Annotated in this window: 20 protein-coding genes; 11 read left to right on the forward strand and 9 right to left on the reverse strand. The window is 68.7% G+C overall.

Annotation, left to right across the window (positions count from 1 at the left end; genetic code table 11):
- The first annotated feature begins 88 nt into the window (after positions 1-88).
- Positions 89-1,240: an ROK family transcriptional regulator gene (locus EV138_RS13070; RefSeq protein ID WP_238158103.1), complete on the forward strand. Its 1,152-nt coding sequence runs from the start codon at positions 89-91 to the stop codon at positions 1,238-1,240.
- Positions 1,241-1,278: 38 nt separating this feature from the next.
- The gene (locus tag EV138_RS13075) at positions 1,279-1,989 is read left to right on the forward strand and encodes a GNAT family N-acetyltransferase (protein ID WP_166678572.1); all 711 of its coding nucleotides are present in this window, start codon (positions 1,279-1,281) and stop codon (positions 1,987-1,989) included.
- On the opposite strand, the gene EV138_RS13080 is transcribed toward EV138_RS13075, so the two are convergent.
- On the reverse strand, positions 1,927-2,490 hold the full coding sequence (locus tag EV138_RS13080; protein WP_133979055.1) for a CGNR zinc finger domain-containing protein: 564 nt from the start codon (positions 2,488-2,490) through the stop codon (positions 1,927-1,929). The genes EV138_RS13075 and EV138_RS13080 overlap by 63 nt on opposite strands.
- A 24-nt stretch (positions 2,491-2,514) precedes the next feature.
- Positions 2,515-3,624, reverse strand: coding sequence for a hypothetical protein (locus EV138_RS13085; protein WP_133979057.1), 1,110 nt, complete (start codon positions 3,622-3,624; stop codon positions 2,515-2,517).
- 244 nt (positions 3,625-3,868) lie between these two features.
- Here EV138_RS13085 and alr point away from each other — a divergent pair, with 244 nt between their 5' ends.
- The 5 genes from alr to EV138_RS13105 all read left to right on the forward strand — a co-directional run bounded on the left by alr (position 3,869) and on the right by EV138_RS13105 (position 8,380).
- Positions 3,869-4,996, forward strand: coding sequence for an alanine racemase (alr, locus tag EV138_RS13090; protein WP_133979059.1), 1,128 nt, complete (start codon positions 3,869-3,871; stop codon positions 4,994-4,996).
- Positions 4,993-5,973 carry a D-alanine--D-alanine ligase family protein gene (locus EV138_RS13095; RefSeq protein ID WP_166678573.1) on the forward strand — a complete coding sequence of 327 codons (981 nt, stop codon included), beginning with the start codon at positions 4,993-4,995 and terminating at the stop codon, positions 5,971-5,973. The genes alr and EV138_RS13095 overlap by 4 nt, the downstream gene beginning before the upstream one ends.
- The gene (locus EV138_RS13100) at positions 5,970-6,623 is read left to right on the forward strand and encodes a M15 family metallopeptidase (protein ID WP_133979063.1); all 654 of its coding nucleotides are present in this window, start codon (positions 5,970-5,972) and stop codon (positions 6,621-6,623) included. The genes EV138_RS13095 and EV138_RS13100 overlap by 4 nt, the downstream gene beginning before the upstream one ends.
- Positions 6,624-6,707: 84 nt before the next feature.
- The gene (locus tag EV138_RS37255) at positions 6,708-6,857 is read left to right on the forward strand and encodes a hypothetical protein (RefSeq protein WP_166678574.1); all 150 of its coding nucleotides are present in this window, start codon (positions 6,708-6,710) and stop codon (positions 6,855-6,857) included.
- Positions 6,827-8,380, forward strand: a complete 1,554-nt coding sequence (locus tag EV138_RS13105; protein WP_202866706.1) for an N-acetylmuramoyl-L-alanine amidase — start codon at positions 6,827-6,829, stop codon at positions 8,378-8,380. Before EV138_RS37255 ends, EV138_RS13105 begins: the two co-directional genes overlap by 31 nt.
- A gap of 78 nt (positions 8,381-8,458) precedes the next feature.
- On the opposite strand, the gene EV138_RS13110 is transcribed toward EV138_RS13105, so the two are convergent.
- From EV138_RS13110 to EV138_RS13135, 6 genes are all read right to left on the reverse strand, one after another.
- Entirely contained in the window at positions 8,459-8,893 is a 435-nt protein-coding gene (locus EV138_RS13110; protein WP_133979065.1) for a MerR family transcriptional regulator, read from the reverse strand.
- A 53-nt stretch (positions 8,894-8,946) separates the two neighbouring features.
- A complete protein-coding gene (locus tag EV138_RS13115; RefSeq protein ID WP_133979067.1) occupies positions 8,947-9,996 on the reverse strand; it encodes an aminotransferase class V-fold PLP-dependent enzyme in 1,050 nt (349 codons plus the stop codon).
- 72 nt (positions 9,997-10,068) lie between these two features.
- Positions 10,069-10,638 (reverse strand): COG4315 family predicted lipoprotein, encoded by a 570-nt coding sequence (locus tag EV138_RS13120; protein WP_166678575.1) that lies wholly within the window; start codon positions 10,636-10,638, stop codon positions 10,069-10,071.
- 13 nt (positions 10,639-10,651) lie between these two features.
- Complete coding sequence (locus EV138_RS13125; protein WP_133979071.1) at positions 10,652-11,137, reverse strand: Rieske (2Fe-2S) protein; 486 nt, start codon at positions 11,135-11,137, stop codon at positions 10,652-10,654.
- 26 nt (positions 11,138-11,163) lie between these two features.
- Entirely contained in the window at positions 11,164-11,757 is a 594-nt protein-coding gene (locus tag EV138_RS13130; protein ID WP_133979073.1) for a DUF6529 family protein, read from the reverse strand.
- 86 nt (positions 11,758-11,843) lie between these two features.
- Positions 11,844-12,266, reverse strand: coding sequence for a MarR family winged helix-turn-helix transcriptional regulator (locus tag EV138_RS13135; RefSeq protein ID WP_133979075.1), 423 nt, complete (start codon positions 12,264-12,266; stop codon positions 11,844-11,846).
- A 58-nt stretch (positions 12,267-12,324) separates the two neighbouring features.
- Between EV138_RS13135 and EV138_RS13140 the strand changes: the two genes are divergently transcribed.
- From EV138_RS13140 to EV138_RS13150, 3 genes are all read left to right on the forward strand, one after another.
- Complete coding sequence (locus EV138_RS13140; RefSeq protein WP_133979077.1) at positions 12,325-12,729, forward strand: VOC family protein; 405 nt, start codon at positions 12,325-12,327, stop codon at positions 12,727-12,729.
- A gap of 65 nt (positions 12,730-12,794) precedes the next feature.
- Positions 12,795-13,070 carry a hypothetical protein gene (locus EV138_RS13145; protein WP_133979079.1) on the forward strand — a complete coding sequence of 92 codons (276 nt, stop codon included), beginning with the start codon at positions 12,795-12,797 and terminating at the stop codon, positions 13,068-13,070.
- Entirely contained in the window at positions 13,051-13,701 is a 651-nt protein-coding gene (locus tag EV138_RS13150; RefSeq protein ID WP_133979081.1) for a TMEM175 family protein, read from the forward strand. The genes EV138_RS13145 and EV138_RS13150 overlap by 20 nt, the downstream gene beginning before the upstream one ends.
- On the opposite strand, the gene EV138_RS13155 is transcribed toward EV138_RS13150, so the two are convergent.
- Entirely contained in the window at positions 13,676-14,137 is a 462-nt protein-coding gene (locus tag EV138_RS13155; RefSeq protein WP_238158104.1) for a GNAT family N-acetyltransferase, read from the reverse strand. The genes EV138_RS13150 and EV138_RS13155 overlap by 26 nt on opposite strands.
- A gap of 85 nt (positions 14,138-14,222) precedes the next feature.
- Between EV138_RS13155 and EV138_RS13160 the strand changes: the two genes are divergently transcribed.
- Complete coding sequence (locus EV138_RS13160) at positions 14,223-16,277, forward strand: penicillin acylase family protein (protein WP_133979083.1); 2,055 nt, start codon at positions 14,223-14,225, stop codon at positions 16,275-16,277.
- Positions 16,278-16,599: the final 322 nt, after the last annotated feature.

The raw sequence follows: 16,599 nt of genomic DNA on the forward strand, positions 1-16,599 counted from the left end.
AGCTACAACCCAATCTGCGCTCTCGCCGGATACCGCGGAACCGGGCAGGAGCGCTAGTAGGCTGCGCAGGGCGAGGGAGGGAAGTCTGTTGGCGAACGGGGTCTGGCGTCCGCTCAGCGGGCCGTCGCATCAGGTCGCGCTGGAGATCCTGCTGGACGGACCGTTGTCGCGAGCCGAACTCTCCCGGCGCGTCGGCCTCTCGCCCGGCAGCCTGACCCGGATCACCAAGCCGATGGTCGAGTCCGGCCTGCTCGTCGAGGTCTCCGCCGGCCCCACCGATCCCCGCGTCGGCCGCCCATCCCAACCGCTCGACATCATCCCCGAGTCACACCACTTCGCCGGGATCAAGCTCACCGCGGACGCTGCCGTCGGCGTACTGACGACGCTGCGGGCCGAGGTGATCGCGTCGGCGGAGCGCCCGCTCACCGATCACGCGCCCGAAAGCGTCGCCGCCGTGATCGCCGACCTCGCCTCGTCGCTCGCGAGCGAACTGCCGGGCTCCGGCGCGCTCACCGGGATCGGGGTGACGCTGGGTGGGCGGGTCGCCGGGCGCGCGGACGTTCGCTGGGCGCCGTTTCTGGACTGGAACGACGTGTCGCTCGGGCAACTGCTCGCCGCCCACACCGACGTACCGGTGGTGGTCGCCAACGACGTACTCGCCTTGACCGAGGCGACCCACTGGTTCGGCGCAGGGCGCGGGGTGACCCGGTTCTGCCTGCTGACGATCGGGGCCGGGATCGGGTACGGCCTCGTCGTCCACGACAAGGTGGTCGACAACGCGGACGCCAGCCTCGGCCTGGTCGGACACATCCCGCTCCTCCCGGACGGCCCACTCTGCGACCGCGGCCACCGCGGCTGCGCCATGGTGCTCCTGAGCTCCTCAGCCATCACCGGACAGGTCAGTACTGCGCTCGGCCGCCCGGTCGGCTACGACGACTGCCTCGAACTCGCCGCGAACGGCGACCCGGTCGCCGCGAAAGTCGTCGGTACTGCGGGGCAGGCGCTCGGCCGCTTGATAGCGCTGGCCGCCAATTTCACGCTGCCCGAGCGGGTGATCCTCGGCGGCGAGGGAATCCGCCTCGCGACGCTGGCCGAAGCCGAGATGCTCGAGGGCCTGCACGCCGGCCGGGACCCGCTGGCCGTCGATCCCCCACTCGTCCAGCTACCCCCGGACTTCACCGAATGGGCGCGCGGAGCGGCGGTCACCGCGATCCAGACCTTCGTACTCGGTCAAGATTAGTAACTGACTATCTCGCTATAAGCAGTTACATTGGTCTCATGGATGAACTGGTGAGGCGTTGGCAGCGTGGGTGGGGGCTGTGCCGGGGGCTACCGCCGGCGCGGTTGCTGAAGCAGGGCGAGGCTCAAGCCGGGCTCCAAGCGGAGCTCGGGCTGCCGGGGCGGGCTCGGGAGATCTTCACCTTGAGCGACGACCCCGGACTGGTCGCGGAACTGGTGACCCCCACTCCGGAGACCTGGGTGACCGTGACAACCACCCGGCGGGCGGACGAGGTGGCGGCTGAGCTGACCGGGTTGGGGTTCGAGGTGTTCGCCGAGCGGAAGGCACTGATGACGATCGCCTTGGCAGATCACCCGGTCGCCCCCGCACGGCCGGAGTACGCCGTGGAACTGGAGACGGCAGCTTCGCAGTACGGGGCCGTGGAGCGGGTGCGAGTGGTTGATCAGGCCGGGGTTGTGGCGGCGCGGGGGATGGTGGCGGTGGTTGGGACGGATGCGGTGATGCATGACATTCACACCGACCCCACGCATCGGCGGCGAGGGCTGGGGAGTGTGGTGATGTCGACGCTCTCCCGGCGGGCAGCCGAGCTGGGGGCGACGACTGGGTTGCTGATGGCAACAGCCGACGGCGTACGGCTGTACGAGCGGCTCGGGTGGTTGTGGCGGGCAACCATGGTGACCGGCCGATCAGGAGTGAGCGCTCCGGGACCGGAAGGCGGCGACCTTCGTCCGGTTCTGGCAAGCCGTTGAGCAGAAGCGTTGCCGGTGGTTGCGGGTGGCATCGAGGAAGAGGTTGTCGCAGCGCTCGGCGGCGCAGGAGCGAAGTCGGTCGAGCTCGTCGCTGCCGAGCAGCATCGCGGTCGCAGTACCGAACTCAGCCAGCCAGCCTGTCGCGACCGAGACTCCTTCGGTGGCGAAGTGCAGGTGCCAGGCCGATTCGGGATGGCGCACGAGGACGGGCGCTGCTCGGGTCGAGGCCAGCAAGTCGTTGATCGCCGAGGCCGCGGCGTCTGTCTCGGCTTCGGCCAACTGCACGAGGGCGCGGTGGATGCGCTCGCCGCCGGCAGCGAACTCGGCGACCGCGGCATCGTCGATCGACGGCATCCGGTTGGTGGTGAGCCGCAACACCGCCTCAACTGTCACCTCATCCAGAGGCGAGCGAGCGCGACCTTGGTTCCACTCCGCACCGGTGGCGTTGGCCAACGCGATCGCCGCCTCGAGCGAGGCCTTGAGGTGATCGGTCGCATCCACCCGCCAAGTATCCCCGCCGAGGAACTAGTCGCGCTCCAGCGTCGGCTTGCTCGTCGCGGCGCCGGAGCGAGGCACGCCCTGTACTGCGGATTCGCCCGTCACCGCGGACGCCGGAGCCGCTCCCGCCTGCGTCAGCTCCATCGCCTTCGCAGCGTCCGCCGGAATCCCCTTCGCTTCCGCCGAAGGCGCCGCCTGGCCGGCGGGCGCCGCCCCCGCTTGCGCCGAGGCCGGACCGGCTGGGGTGTCGGGCGCGGCGAGGCGGCCGGTGGTTTCGATCTCGTGGCGGATGGTGCGGATCTCGGTCTGGCCGGCCAGAAAGGCGAGGGTGGCCACGCCGCGGGAGGCGGCTCGCTGGGTGCTCGGCGAGAGGGAGTCGTGGGTGGTCTGCTCGGCGTACGCGTTCCACATCGCCCGGCCCACTCTGCGCTCCGCTTCGGATCGCTGGTCGGGCGGCACGAGATCGGTCAGCCCGGAGGCGTCCCAGGTGATCCTGGTCACGTGGCCCCACTTGTCGCGGGGATTCAGGATCGCGAGTTGCCGGAGTACCTCGGCACCGTCCACTCCCGGGACAGCTTCGGAGACCCGGTCGGCCAGCTTGGTCAGTTCCATCGCTCCCGGCGTGAAAGCGTCGTACGTCGGGGTGTCCTCCACCCCCTTGATCCCCGGCGCGATCCGCTCGATCCCGAGTTCGTCGATGAAGTCGTCGAGCTTGGTGAAGGCGTACGCCTCGGTGACACCTTCTTCGAGCGCCTGGACGAAGGGCTGCCGCATGTACGGCTCGGCCTCGGTGTGGTTCGTACCGTGTGAGCTCAGCAGGTGGACGTGCTCGTGGAACAGTGTCTCCAGCGCCCGGCGGTACTTCAGCAGCGTCTGGGCGTCGTGCTGCGCCCCCGGCTCGGCGTACATCTGCCGTAGCGGCGCCATCACGTACGCGTAGTCGAGGCGCAGCCCCTGACCCCAGGTCGCCTCGCCGACGACGCGCAGGCCGCGGATGTGCCGGGCGTTCTGCAACTGGCCGGACCAGTTGGAGTGATCGGCTCCACTCACCTTGACGGCGGCGTCGCGGGCCGCCTCGATCAGCTCCTCCAGGCTGCGGGGTATGCGTCGCGGGTGCGACGGATAAGTACGCGCCATCGGGAATCCGGCCTCCACTGCTACTGGTCCAGGCCGGATCATATGAGCCGTCCGGGTCAACCATTTCCGTCCCGGCCGCGTCTTACCGCACGTGGCCTCGCAGGCGGAGGATTTCCTTCTCCGGCACCTATCGGGTCAGACTGCGTTATGCCAGCCCGTGCTACCAGGGTCGTACAGCGATGACGGAGAACATCCCCCCAATGTCCGATGCGGTGCGTCGTTGCCAGCCACAACAATGACCGACATGAACCTGGTTGAGGCCTCGGCCCAGCGTGTCCTCGGGCTTGCCGAGGCCGTCGTCGACCTGTCGGCGATCCGTGACAACGTGCGGACCTACCGGCGCCGGGTGCACCCGGGCACCGAGGTGATGGCCGTGGTCAAGGCGGACGCGTTCGGGCACGGCGCGGCACGGGTGGCGCGGACCGCCCTCGACGCCGGGGCCACCTGGCTGGGAGTCGCGCGGGCCGGCGAGGCGATGCAGTTGCGCGCAGCCGGGCTGACCGCGCCGATCTTCACCTGGCTGTACGACGAGACCGAGTTGATCTGGCTCGCCGATGTCGACGTGAGCGTGTCCAACGTCGCAGACCTGCAGCACGTCGTCGCCGCGCCGAACGTGCGGAACGTCCATCTCAAGCTGGACACCGGCATGCACCGCGGCGGCAGTACGCCGGACCAGTGGATCGAGCTGACCCGCGCGGCGGCGTACCACGAGGCCCAGGGGTCCATCTCCGTCCGGGGCGTCTGGTCGCACCTGTCCCACGGTGACGAGCTGGACGCGTCCCACAGTCGCCGCCAGCTCCAGTTGCTCACGACCGGTGTCGCCCTCGCGAAGAGGGCCGGGCTGGCGCCGCAGTACATCCATCTGGCCAACTCGGCCGGTGCGATCACGCTGGACGCGCCCGAGTGCAACCTGGCCCGGATCGGTGCCGGCCTGTTCGGGATCGACGAGGTCGGCGCGGGGCTGCGGCCGTCGATGAAGCTGATGAGCAAGGTCGCCCAGGTCCGCCGGATCAAGGCCGGCGAAGGCGTCTCGTACAGTCACACCTACGTCACGCCTCGCGACACCACCATCGCGCTGGTCCCGATCGGCTATGCGGACGGGATCCCGCGGATCGCGGCCGAGCAGGCGAGTGTGCTCTGCCGGGGCGTCCGGATGCCGGTGCTCGGCCGGATCACGATGGACCAGTTCGTCGTCGACGCCGGCGACCTGGTGGTGGAGCCCGGCGATCCGGTGACCATCTTCGGCGACGGCAGCTCCGGCGAGCCGACGATCGCCGAATGGGCGGGGTGGGCGCAGACCATTCCGCACGAGATCTACTGCGGCCTCGGAGCCCGGGTGCCGCGTCGCTACATCGAGGAGGCACAGCGGTGAAGGTGGTCGTGATCAGTGGCGGAGCCAGCCCGGAACACGAGGTGTCCCTGAAGAGCGGAGCCGGCATCGCCGATGCGGCCGCGAGCAAGGGACACACCGTGACACCGCTTGTCATCGAGCGGGACGGCAGCTGGGCGGCCGGTCAGCAGGAGGCCATCCGGACCCTGCTCGACTGCGACGTCGCGATCCCGGCGCTGCACGGCGAGGGCGGCGAGGACGGTGTCCTCCAGGGCTTCCTCGAGACGTTGAAGGTCCCGTACGTCGGCAGCGGGGTGGCCGCGAGTGCCGTCGGGATGGACAAGCAGCTCACCAAGGCGATCCTTACCGCTCACGGCATCCCGGTCACGCCGGGCATCGTCCTGCGCGGCGCGGACCTGACCGACGCGGAGTCGGCCATCCAGCAGTTGAAGGCAGCCGGTATCGGCTTCCCGGTGTTCGTGAAGCCGAACAGCGGCGGTTCGAGCATCGGCGTCACCCGGGCGACGGACCTGCCGTCGCTGGCCGAGGCGCTCAGCACCGCGGCCGCGCTGGACACGCACGTGCTGGTCGAGCAGGAGATCGTCGGCCGGGAGATCGACCTGTCGGTGCTGGAGTTCCCGGACGGACGGGTCGAGGTCGGCCCGGCGCTGGAGATCCACGCGGACCCGAGCCAGCCGTTCTTCAACGCGACCGCGAAGTACGACAGCACCGCGACCGAGTTCGTCGTACCGGCGCCGATGGATGCCGACCTGGCCAACCGGCTGCGCAGTACGGCGATCGAGGTCTTCGGCACGCTCGGCTGCGCCGGGCTGGCCCGGCTGGACTTCTTCGTCCCGGCCGACGGCCCGCCGCTGGTCAACGAGATCAACACGTTCCCCGGTTTCACCCCCGCCTCGCAGTTCCCGCGGATGTGGGCCGCGGCCGGCCTGTCGTACGCCGATGTCGTCGAGACCCTGATCGAGACGGCTGTCGCCCGCAACACCAAGGTGCGGGCATGACCTCTGTCGTGCTGATCAGCGACGAGCGGATCACCGGCATCCCGGCGATCGAGAGCGGCGAGGCGCTGGCCGACCTGGAGACCGTCGGCATCTCCGCCGAAGGACGCCAGTACGTCCGGGCGGGCCTCGCGGAGCGGCTTGCCCTGGCGCAGACCTTCCTGCCGACCGGAGTGCGACTGCATGTCGTCGAGGGCCTGCGGCCGCTCGAGAGCCAGCAGAAGATCTACGCCGGCTACCTCGCCGAGGTGAAGAGCCTCAACCCGGACATCTCCGATGCCGAAGCGCACACCCTGGCCAGCCGGTTCGTCTCGCCGGTCGAGGTCGCGCCGCACGTGGCCGGGGCCGCGGTCGACCTGACGCTGATCGGTGAGAACGGGCCGTACGACCTCGGGACGCCGATCGACGCGACGCCCGAGCAGAGCAACGGTGCCTGCTTCTTCGACGCCACCAACATCAGCCGTGAGGCCCGCACCAACCGGTCCCTGCTGGCCGACGTGCTGACCTCGGCCGGCCTGGTGAACTACCCGACCGAGTGGTGGCACTGGTCCTTCGGCGACCGCTACTGGGCGTACTGCGAGAAGCAGCCGAACGCCATCTACGGCCCGACCGTGGCACCCGAGCTGTCAACCCTTTCGACACCGGCGGAATGACCTTTTAGACGTAGGTGACATGCGTTGCTCCGGGGTTTTCGCGCTGATCTGATCAGCGCAGAAACCCGGTCGAAGGAGCACCTGATGACACCGCCACGCAAGCTGTCCCGCCGCCGAGTCCTGCTCGGCATCCCGGCTGTCGCTGTAGCTGCCAGGTTCGCCGCCCCCGCGGTACCGGCCGAGGCGCTGAAGAAGAAGCCCGAGTGCGTCGCCGACCTGATCAGGCCGTCCTGATGGCCGGCATTCCGTGGTTGATCGACGTACTGCGGGCCGCCGGCGTCCAGGTCGTCGAGGAAGGCGACTGGCGCAACCGCGGCGTCTCCGGCTCCTTCAACCCGATCGGCGTGCTGTGGCACCACACCGCCGCCAGGTCGAGCGCGACCAACCCGGCGCCTGCTTTGGGTACGGTCATCAACGGCCGCTCCGATCTGCAGGGCCCGCTCTGTCATGCGCTGGTCGACTACAACGGCGTCTTCCATCTCGTCTCGGCGAATCGGGCCAACCATGCCGGCCCCGCCAGGGCGAGTGGTCCGATCCCGGCCGGTGACGGCAACACCATGCTGGTGGGCTGGGAGATCGACTACGACGGGGTCAATCAGCACATGACTCCCGCGCAGTACACGGAATCCCTCAAGGCGACAGCCGCCGTACTGCGTCAGCTCGGCCGCGACGCGTCGTACGCCAGGGGCCACCGGGAGACCAGTACCACGGGCAAGATCGACCCGTCTTTCATCGACCTGGATGTGATGCGCTCCGACGTGGCCGCCCTCATCGCCGGAGGCGGCGCCGTACCAGGCCAGGCCTATCGGTACGGCGACCAGCAGCACTTCGCCGCGGTCAGCACCACCGGCACGCTGACCAACCTGTCCTGGTCGCCGTCCACCAACATCGTCCGGCCCGACTGGGGTGGTGCGCAGTTGGTCGGCCGTCCGCTCGGGTACATCCACAACAACCAGCAGCACGTGTTCGCCCGCGGTAGCGACAACACGATCCGGCACTGGTGGCAGGCCGGCACCGGCGCACCCGTGCTGGACAACTGGGGCACCACCGGCCGGGTGATGTCTAACCCGAGCGGCTTCGCGTACGGCGGCCAGCAGCATCTCTTCTACCGCAACCCCGACGGCAACCTGGAGCACAAGTTCTGGGACCAGGGCACCGACCAGATCACCACTGGTGTCTGGGCCGGTGGTCCCTTCGTGGGTAACCCGTTCGCCTTTGTGCACAAGGATCAGCAGCACATCTTCGCGCGCGACGCGGCCGGTGCGCTGAAGCACTGGTACTGGTTCCCCGGCGGCTCACCGAGCAACGACAACTGGGGTATCGCGTCCGGTGTCGCCTCCGATCCGACCGGGTTCTCCAACGGCTCGCAGCACCACATCTTCTTCCGCAACACCGACGGCCAGTTGCAGCACCGGTTCTCCGACGACCCGTCCGGGCAGATCCTCGGCGACATCTGGACCGGCGGACCGTTCGTCGGCAACCCGCACGCCATCACCCATCGCGATCAGCAGCACGTCTTCGCCCGCAAGGAGAACGGCGACCTGCTGCACTTCTACTGGTCCCCCACCATCGACCCACCGGCCAACGACAACTGGGGAGCCGTCGGCGTCGTCGCCGGAGACCCCGTCGGCCTGTCCACCAGCGACGGTCACCACGTCTTCTACCGCACCGCCAACGGGTCGGTCGAACACAAGGTCTTCCTCGACGCCTCCGCCCAGCTGATCACCGACAACTGGGGCGGCACCCTGGCCCCCTGACGCCCCACGTCCGCCCTGGCCGCCCGCCCGCAGCTACGCGAGCGGGCGGCTTATCGGTTGCGCGAGGTTGATGGAAGCTCAGGCTGATTCCTCGCAGCTGTTGGCGTTGGTGGACGGGCCTACCCACAACGTGCCGGCGGTGCCGCGGTTCAGGTGGTCGGTGTAGATGTCGACCTTGTAGGTGATCACCCGCAGGCACTCGGTGAGTTCCTCGATCTGCGCGGCGACGTGCTCCTGGTGACTGCGCAGCAGATCGAGCCGTTCCTGTTCGTTGCCGGGGCCCTGCCGGATCAGCTCGGTGTACTTGCGGATCGTCTCCAGCGGCATCCCCGACGAACGGAACTTGATGCACATCTCCAGCCAGTCCACGTCGTCCTCGCTGTAGACCCGGCGCCCGTTCGTCTCCCGCCGCACCGGCTCGGCCAGAATCCCCTCCCGCTCGTAGAACCGCAGCGCGTGCACGCTCAGCCCGGTCCGCTCGGCGACCTGCCCGATACTCAAGTCCGCAGTCATACCGCCAAGATAACCGAACTCCTAGAGCCGGCTCTAGGAGTTTCCGGCACGCACTAGGACGGCCGCACACCGTCGAGCGCCTTCAGCGCGAGGCGTACGTCGGCCTCGGTCGAGTACACGTGGAACGACACCCGCAACCGCCCACCCCGCACCGCGGCCCGTACGCCGGCCGCCGCGAACGCCTCCTCGGCACCGGCCAGCTCCGTGCTGACGATCGCCGAGTCGCCCGGTGGCAGACCGAGTCCGGCCCGGAACTCGTTCGCCAGCGCCAGGTTGTGCCGGTGGATCTGCTCGACCCCGATCTCCTCGACGAGTTCCAGCGCGGGCGCCGCTCCGACGAAGCTGAACCAGGCGGGCGACTGGTCGAACCGGCGCGCGTCCGGCGCCAGGTGCATCCGCGTTCCGTAGTACGAGGTGTGGGCGTCCTCGCCGGCGTACCAGCCGGCTGCCAGCGGACGGCAGCGCTCCTGCAGGCGCGGTGAGAGGTACCCGAAGGTGGCGCCGCGCGGCGACATCAGCCACTTGTACCCGTGCGCGACCAGCGCATCGACACCATCGACCGTGATCGGCAGCCAACCGACGGCCTGGCTGGCGTCCACCACCAGCAGCGCACCGACTTCCTTGCTAGCAGCAACCACCTTGGCGAGGTCGAGAACCGTGCCGGTGGCCGACTGAACGGCACTGACGGCGACCAGGTCGATCCCGGGCCGGATCGCGTCGACAAAGTCCGCCGTACCGGCCGAGACGACGTGGATGCCGCGATCCTCGTGCACCTTCCACGGGAAGACGTTCGAGGTGAACTCGATGTCGTCGACCAGCACGGTCGAACCGTCCGGCAGAGAGTCCGCGATGGGGACGAGGGCCGCCGACACCGTGCTGCCGACGAAGACATCCGCCGCGTCCGCCCCGATCAGCCGGGCGAACGACTCCCGGGCACGCGTCGTCGACTCGTCCCACGGCTCCCAGCTCGTCGCGCCCACCTGCCAGTCCCGCAGCGCCGCCTGCAAGGCCTCCCACCCCGGCCGCGGCGGCAACCCGTACGACGCTGTGTTCAGCCACCCGGGCCTGGGTTCCCACAGCTCCGCGTATTCGCTGACCGACATCCCGACTCCTCCGACGCGCGTTGCCCAACTTCCGACAACCAATTCGACCACGAGGGAGGAGCCGGCTGTCCGTCAGTGGTCGGCCCGTTTGCCGGCTGGGTCGAGGGCGTGCCAGGTACCCTTCACGCCTTCGCCCAGGACGTCACCGGGGGCCTTGTCCTTGATGAACAGGTAGAGCGGCCAGCCGCCGAGCGTTGCCTGCACGTCCCCGTCAGGCCGGACCACCTTGCCGAGCTTTGCCTGGTCAACCCCGGCACCGGCGACGACACCCGCCTTCCCTACATACACAGGCTTCCAGGCGGTCAAGCACTTCTTGCTCACACAGACCGACCGAGGTGGGTCAGTGCTGTCCAGCACCGACAGGTAGACCGTGAACCCTTCCGCGTTGACAGCAGTCGGGCCGAGCTTCGTAGTACCGGCTTTGATCACTACCGGCGCATCAGCTGATGGTGTCGTCGGCTGGGTGACCGGCGGTGGAGTCGGTAATGGGGTGGTGGCCGGCTTGGCTGCAGGTGGTTGCACAGCGGGTGGCTGTACTACAGCCGGGGCGCTCGTTGCGACGTTGCCGACCGCCGGGCTGAACGCAGCGACGGCGACCGTCGCACCGATGACCCACAGCATGGTGGGCAGGTTCTTGAACATGACCCAACCCCCTCTACGCCGGGAAGATCGCGCCGTCGCGCTGCTTGAACGCAACGGCCGGCAACGGCTTACGGGCAGGGCCGGCGACCGGCTCACCACTGGTCGCGTCGAACTTGCTGCCATGACACGGGCAATTGATCGTGCCCTCCTCGACAGCGGTCACGGAACAGCCTTGATGAGTGCAGATCGCCGAGAACGCACACACCTTGCCGCTCTGATCCTTGGTGAGCACCATGTTCTGCTCCTTCAGAATCACACCGCCACCGGCCGGAATATCCGCCACCTGCGCCAACGCGTTCTGCGCCGGCTGCTGCGGTTGCTCCGACTCCTGCGGCGCACTGGGAACCGAAGCGCGCGGCGCGGATGCGGTTGGTGCGGCCTGAGTCGCCACCGGTGGCTCCGCGCGCTGCACGACACAACCGCTCAGTACTGCGGTGGCTGCCGCGCCACCGGCGAGGAGTACCGTCCGCCGCTCGACGATCTGGTCAGACTTGGTCATTTCACAACTCCTGTTCGTGAGCGCTGTCAGCGCAACGGGACGCCGGATTGGGTGAAGTACCAGAGCGCCGCCGTGGCCCACGCTCCGACCAGCAGGGAGAACAAAAGGCCACCAGAGATCGGCAACGCCCATCTCGGCATCTTGTTGGCGCGCAGTGCGAGCATCTTGGTCGTAAAGGCGCCGTAGAACGCACAGCCGAACAACGAATGCAGAGCAGTGCGGGTGTCAAAGGTGCTGTAGCCGAGACTCCACAAGCAGTGGTAGGCCACCGGCAGCGTCGCCACGAACGCAACGGATCCACTCCACCGGTGCAACTGCGACAGGTAGCCAGGAGCCTTCCGCTTGACCGGCAACCGGCCGTACATCCACAGAGCCGACACCACCTGGAAGACCACCAGTACTACGGCCGCCGTGGCGAGCCAGGCCTTCATGGGGGTCAGCGACGTGAATCCGACCAGCAGCGCCAACGGACGCGCGGTCGGCTCGTGCACCTTCCCGTAGATCCCCAGCGACAAAGCGACCAGCGCTCCTGCCACCGCAAACACCACCAGCAGAATCGCTCCCTGTACAGGCGATCCAGCGTCGGACCCAGCGTCCGTAGTACCGGTCTTCGTCTCCATGGCCGTTCCGTCCCTCGATGACCTCACCCCTCCGCGAGGTCGTACAGGGCAGTACGTCCAACCGGCCCGACCGGTTCAACCGAAGTTCAGGGACGCTGGTGGATCTTGGTCACCAGGCGGTGCAAGGTCGCCCGTTCGGTGGCGGTCAGGGGATGCAGGGTCGTCTTTTCCACGTCCCGTACCACGGTTCGCGCGGTACTGAGCGCCTTCTTTCCCTGCGGGGTGAGGGAGATCCGGTAGCGGCGGCGATCAGCTGGATCACGGTCGCGGGAGACCAGGCCGTCGGCCAGCAGGCCGTCCATCAGCCGGACCATGTCACTCGGGTCGACGCCGAGGCCGGCGGCCAGTTCGTTCTGCGCGGCGGGGCCCTGGTCACCGAGCTCGGCCAGCGCGGCCAGTTGCCACAGGGTGATGCCGGGCTTGACCGCCAGCCGCTCGGCGATCGCCCGCCGGCCGGCCACGCCGACCTTGTGCAGCACGAACGTGGTCATCCCCAGCAGCGTCTCCATCGGGTTATTGTAGGCTGACACCAATGGTTGGTTATCCCCCACTAATCTGGAGCTGACGATGGACGCGCTGTACCCGCGCCTGCTGGTGCGCGATTTCCCTGCTGCCGTGGACTTCTACCGCGGCGTACTGGCCGAGCTGTTCGACGTCCAGCCGGTCAAGGTGATCTCCCAAGCGGCGTATGCGAACTGGGACATCGACGGACAGGCCGGACTGGTTCTCTACGGCCGGTCGGTGATGGCGGACACCATCGGGACCACCGGGTTGCCGGCGACGGCCGAGTCACAGGACGCTGCCATGCTCGTCTTCAAGGTCGACTCGGTGGACGAGGCGGTCACCGTCCTGGAGAAGTACGGCGCCACGGTCCTCGCCCCCGCCCAGGACCGCCCGCAATGGGGGCCGACCCTCCGCACCGCCCATCTCCGCGCGCCCGACGGCACCTTGGTGGAACTCCAGTCCTACTAGCGCACTGGGTGTTAGCTTGAGGTCAGCGGCCCGGGGCCTTTCCGGGCCGGCGGAGGAGGATCACGATGAGCTTCGACAGACCTGGACTTCCGCATCCCGGCGAGAAGGCGAACGAAGCCGAGCTCGACGAGACACTGCGCGAGGACGGCGTGGAGCTGACCGACGGCGAGCTCGACGGTCTTGACCACCCCGGGGCTCCGTCCAAGGGACCGGTGCCGAACGAACCGCGCCACCGAGCGCCCGGCGCAGCCGAAGGCGGGTCCGCGGACGGCGTACCGGCGTACGGGTCGGAGGACGACGAGCCGGTGGACGATCCGGCCCATGACGACCCAGCGCACTGACCCCGAGCCGGCCGAGACCAACCGGATCGAGGCGTTCAGCGACGGCGTGTTCGCGATCGCGATCACGCTGCTCGTGCTGGAACTGCACGTCCCCGACGCGCCCGAGGGCGAGCTCTGGCACGCGCTGCGGCAGGAGTGGCCGCAGTTCGGCGCGTACCTGACCAGCTTCGCCATCCTCGGCATCATGTGGATCAACCACCACTCGATGTTCCGGCAGATCCGGCGTGCCGACCGCGGAGTGATGTTCCTGAACCTGTTCCTGTTGCTGTGGACCGCACTGTTGCCGTTCCCGACCAACCTGTTCGCGGAGAAGCTGAAGGACCACACGATCGACGCCCACGTCGCCGCGGCCGTCTACAGCACCAATCTCACGCTGGCCGCGATCGCCTTCAGCGCGATCTGGTGGCACGTGCTGCGCAAGCACCTCGTCGACCACGAGATGACCCGCTCGGAGCAGCGCAAGTCTGTACTGCGGTACTCGGTGGGCACCGTCATCTACGCCGCGACCATCGGCCTGTCCTTCATCTCGGCCCCACTGACCCTGCTGCTCCAGTTCCTCCTGGCCCTGTACTACGGCTTCGAGCAACTCCGCACCCGCAGCGACCTCACCGCTGTCGACGAAAACGCGTGACCTGTACGCCGGGAGCGACCGTGATCCGCTCGGTCTCCTGGTAGCCGCGGGACAGGTAGAGGCGGGTCGCCGGGGTGTTCGCGGTGCCGGTCGAGACCAGGCCGATCGGGCGCGGCTCCAGTGCGTCGAGGTGGTCGAGGAGAGCTCGGCCGTGCCCCTGGCGAGCATGCGCCGGGTCGACGACCAGGCGGCTGATCTCGACGGTCGCGGCGTCGGGGAGTTCGTAGGCGACCGCGCCGACCAGCGAGTTCCCGTCGTACCGGGCGAGCCAGTGTTCGGTGGACGACATCAGCCCGGCGAGGTCTTCCCGCAGCGGTGGGATGCCGTCGAAGCCGATCAGTTCGGCCTCGACCGCGTAGGCCCGGTGCTGCACGGGCAACACCTGTTTCGCGGTCTCGGCGTCGGTCACGTCGATGGCTCGGATCTCGAAGCTCACGGCTCATCCTCACACGGCGTAAAAGCCGGGCGCGGCCCGCGACGGCGACGGTAGGTTGGTGGCCCCGACCAGCGGAGGATGTCGAATGAGCGCCGAGACGTTCCGCGATGCCTGGGGTGTGCCGCATCTGAGAGCAGCCGATCCACTCGAACTGGCTCAGCTCCAGGGCCGCAACGCAGCCATGGACCGGGCGTGGCAGATCGAATTGCAGCGCCGGCGGTTCCTCGGCACCAGCGCGGCGTTCCTCGGCGTCGAGGCGATCGGCTGGGACAGCTTCGCCCGCCAGGCCCGCCTCGCCGACACCGCGGAACGCTGCTACCGCAGTCTCGACGACGCGACGCGCGAGTGGCTCACGGCGTACGTGGCCGGGGTCAACGAAGGCATGCCGGCTGGTGCGGCGCGCGCTCCCGAGTTCGCCGAGACCGGGCTGATGGTGCAGGAGTGGGAGCCGTGGGCGCCGCTCGGCAACTGGCTGGCGATCCATGTCATGTTCGCCGGCTTCCCGAACAAGCTCTGGCGCGAACACGTCGTCCACCATCTCGGCGAGGCGGCCGTCGACCTGTTCGACTCCGAAGGACCCAGTACCGCGGGCAGCAACGGCTGGCTGATCGCCGGGGATCGCACCGCGACGGGTGCGCCCGTCATCGCCGGCGATCCGCATCGGTACATCGAGAGCCCGGGGATCTACCAGCAGGTGCGGCTCGCCTGCCCGCAGTACGACGTGATCGGGCTGGCCGTGCCCGGGATTCCCGGGATCGCGCACTTCGGCCACACCGGCAAGGTGGCCTGGGCAATCACCAACGCGATGGCCGACTACCAGGATCTCTTCGCCGAACAACTGAGGCGTACGGCGGACGGCGTGGAGGCGCTCAGGCCGGACGGGTGGCGGGAGACGGCCGTCCACACCGAGGTGTTCGAGGTCGCGGGGGCCGCGCCGGTCGAGGTCGAGGTGATCGAGACCGACCGTGGCCCGGTGATCATCGGCGGCCCGGACGAGCGCGCGATCAGCCTGCGGTATCCGCCGCGCGTCACCGGGCGACTGGGCTTCGAAGTACTCCCGAAGTTGCTAGCGGCAACCACTGTCGGCGATATCGACGCTGCGGTGGCCGACTGGGTGGAGCCGGTCAACGTGATCCTCGCGGCCGATACCGACGGTGGCCTGCTGCATCGGACGGCCGGCCGGGTGCCGACGCGGCACCCGGCCAACTCGCACCGCGTGGTACCGGCGTGGGATTCCGGGCATGCTTGGCAGGGCTGGTACGAGCCGATGCCTGCGGCAACCATCGACGAGTTCGCGGTGATGGCGAACGCGCGCGAACTGGCCGAGCCGCTGGGGACGGAGTTCGCCGCGCCGCACCGGTCCCACCGGATCCGTGAGCTGGTGAGCTCGCGCGACGACTGGACCGCCGCCGAAATGCCTGACATCCACCGCGACACCCTGCTCGGCTCGGCACCGCTGATGCTGGATCTCCTGGCGGGGTTGGAGGATCTGTCCGCCGAGGCGACTTCTCTGCGCGCGGAGCTGGCCACATGGGACCGGCGGATGGACGCGAGCAGTACCACGGCGTCGACGTACGCCGCCTTTCGCAAGGCGCTCGTCCAGCGCCTCGCCGACCATCCGGCGCTCGCCGTCCTCGAGGACGGCCTCGACTGTCCCGAGCTGTTCGTGCCCTGGATGGATCCGCTCGCCCATGTCGGCTTCGCGCTGGAGAACCTGATCACCACCGACCTGCTGCCGGACGTCAACGTCCGCTGGCTCGCGCGGGAGGCGCTCGAAGAGGTCGCGCACAGCAAACCCCGGAAGCCGTGGGGCGAGACGCACCAACTCTCTCCGCTGCACGCCCTTCGCGGCCCACTCTTCACGCCGGCCGAAGAGCCGATCGACCTGGCGCTGTCCGGCGACCACCACTGCGTGATGTCGACGTCGAGCCTCCCGGGCCTGACCGACGTCTGCATCCGCGCCTCAGCAGCCCGCTACGCCTGGGACCTGGCCGACCGCTCCGACAGCGCCTGGTCGGTCCCCTTGGGCGCCTCGGGCGTCCTGGGCGACCCTCATCACCACGATCAACTCCCCCACTGGCTGCAGGGCACCCTCGTCCCCATCACCACCAACTGGGACGAGCTGACCCCGGAACGCTGATCAGCCGCGCGGTGGTCGCCGGCCAGGTCTGGCGGAAGGTCGCTGGGCGCCGAGCTCAGGAGGGGGACGGTTCCGTGGTGCGGTGTTTGGGGTGGTCTCGGGTCGTGGGTTGGTGGTCGGTGGTGCGTGGGGCGGGGCAGACCGGGCCTCGGCGGATCGGGCCGCCTCCCAGTCGCCTGCTCTTCCACTGCTTCTCTTCGTAGTCGTAGTAAGTGTCGACGCCTCCGACTGTCATCTGCTGTCCCTCCGTCAACCCCCGCGACCTGCGTGCGATGCCTCATCTACAGTCCGTCACCGGCGGCCGGAACACAAGCGATTCTTG

It is taken from the genome of Kribbella voronezhensis (assembly GCF_004365175.1).
Lineage (GTDB): Bacteria > Actinomycetota > Actinomycetes > Propionibacteriales > Kribbellaceae > Kribbella > Kribbella voronezhensis.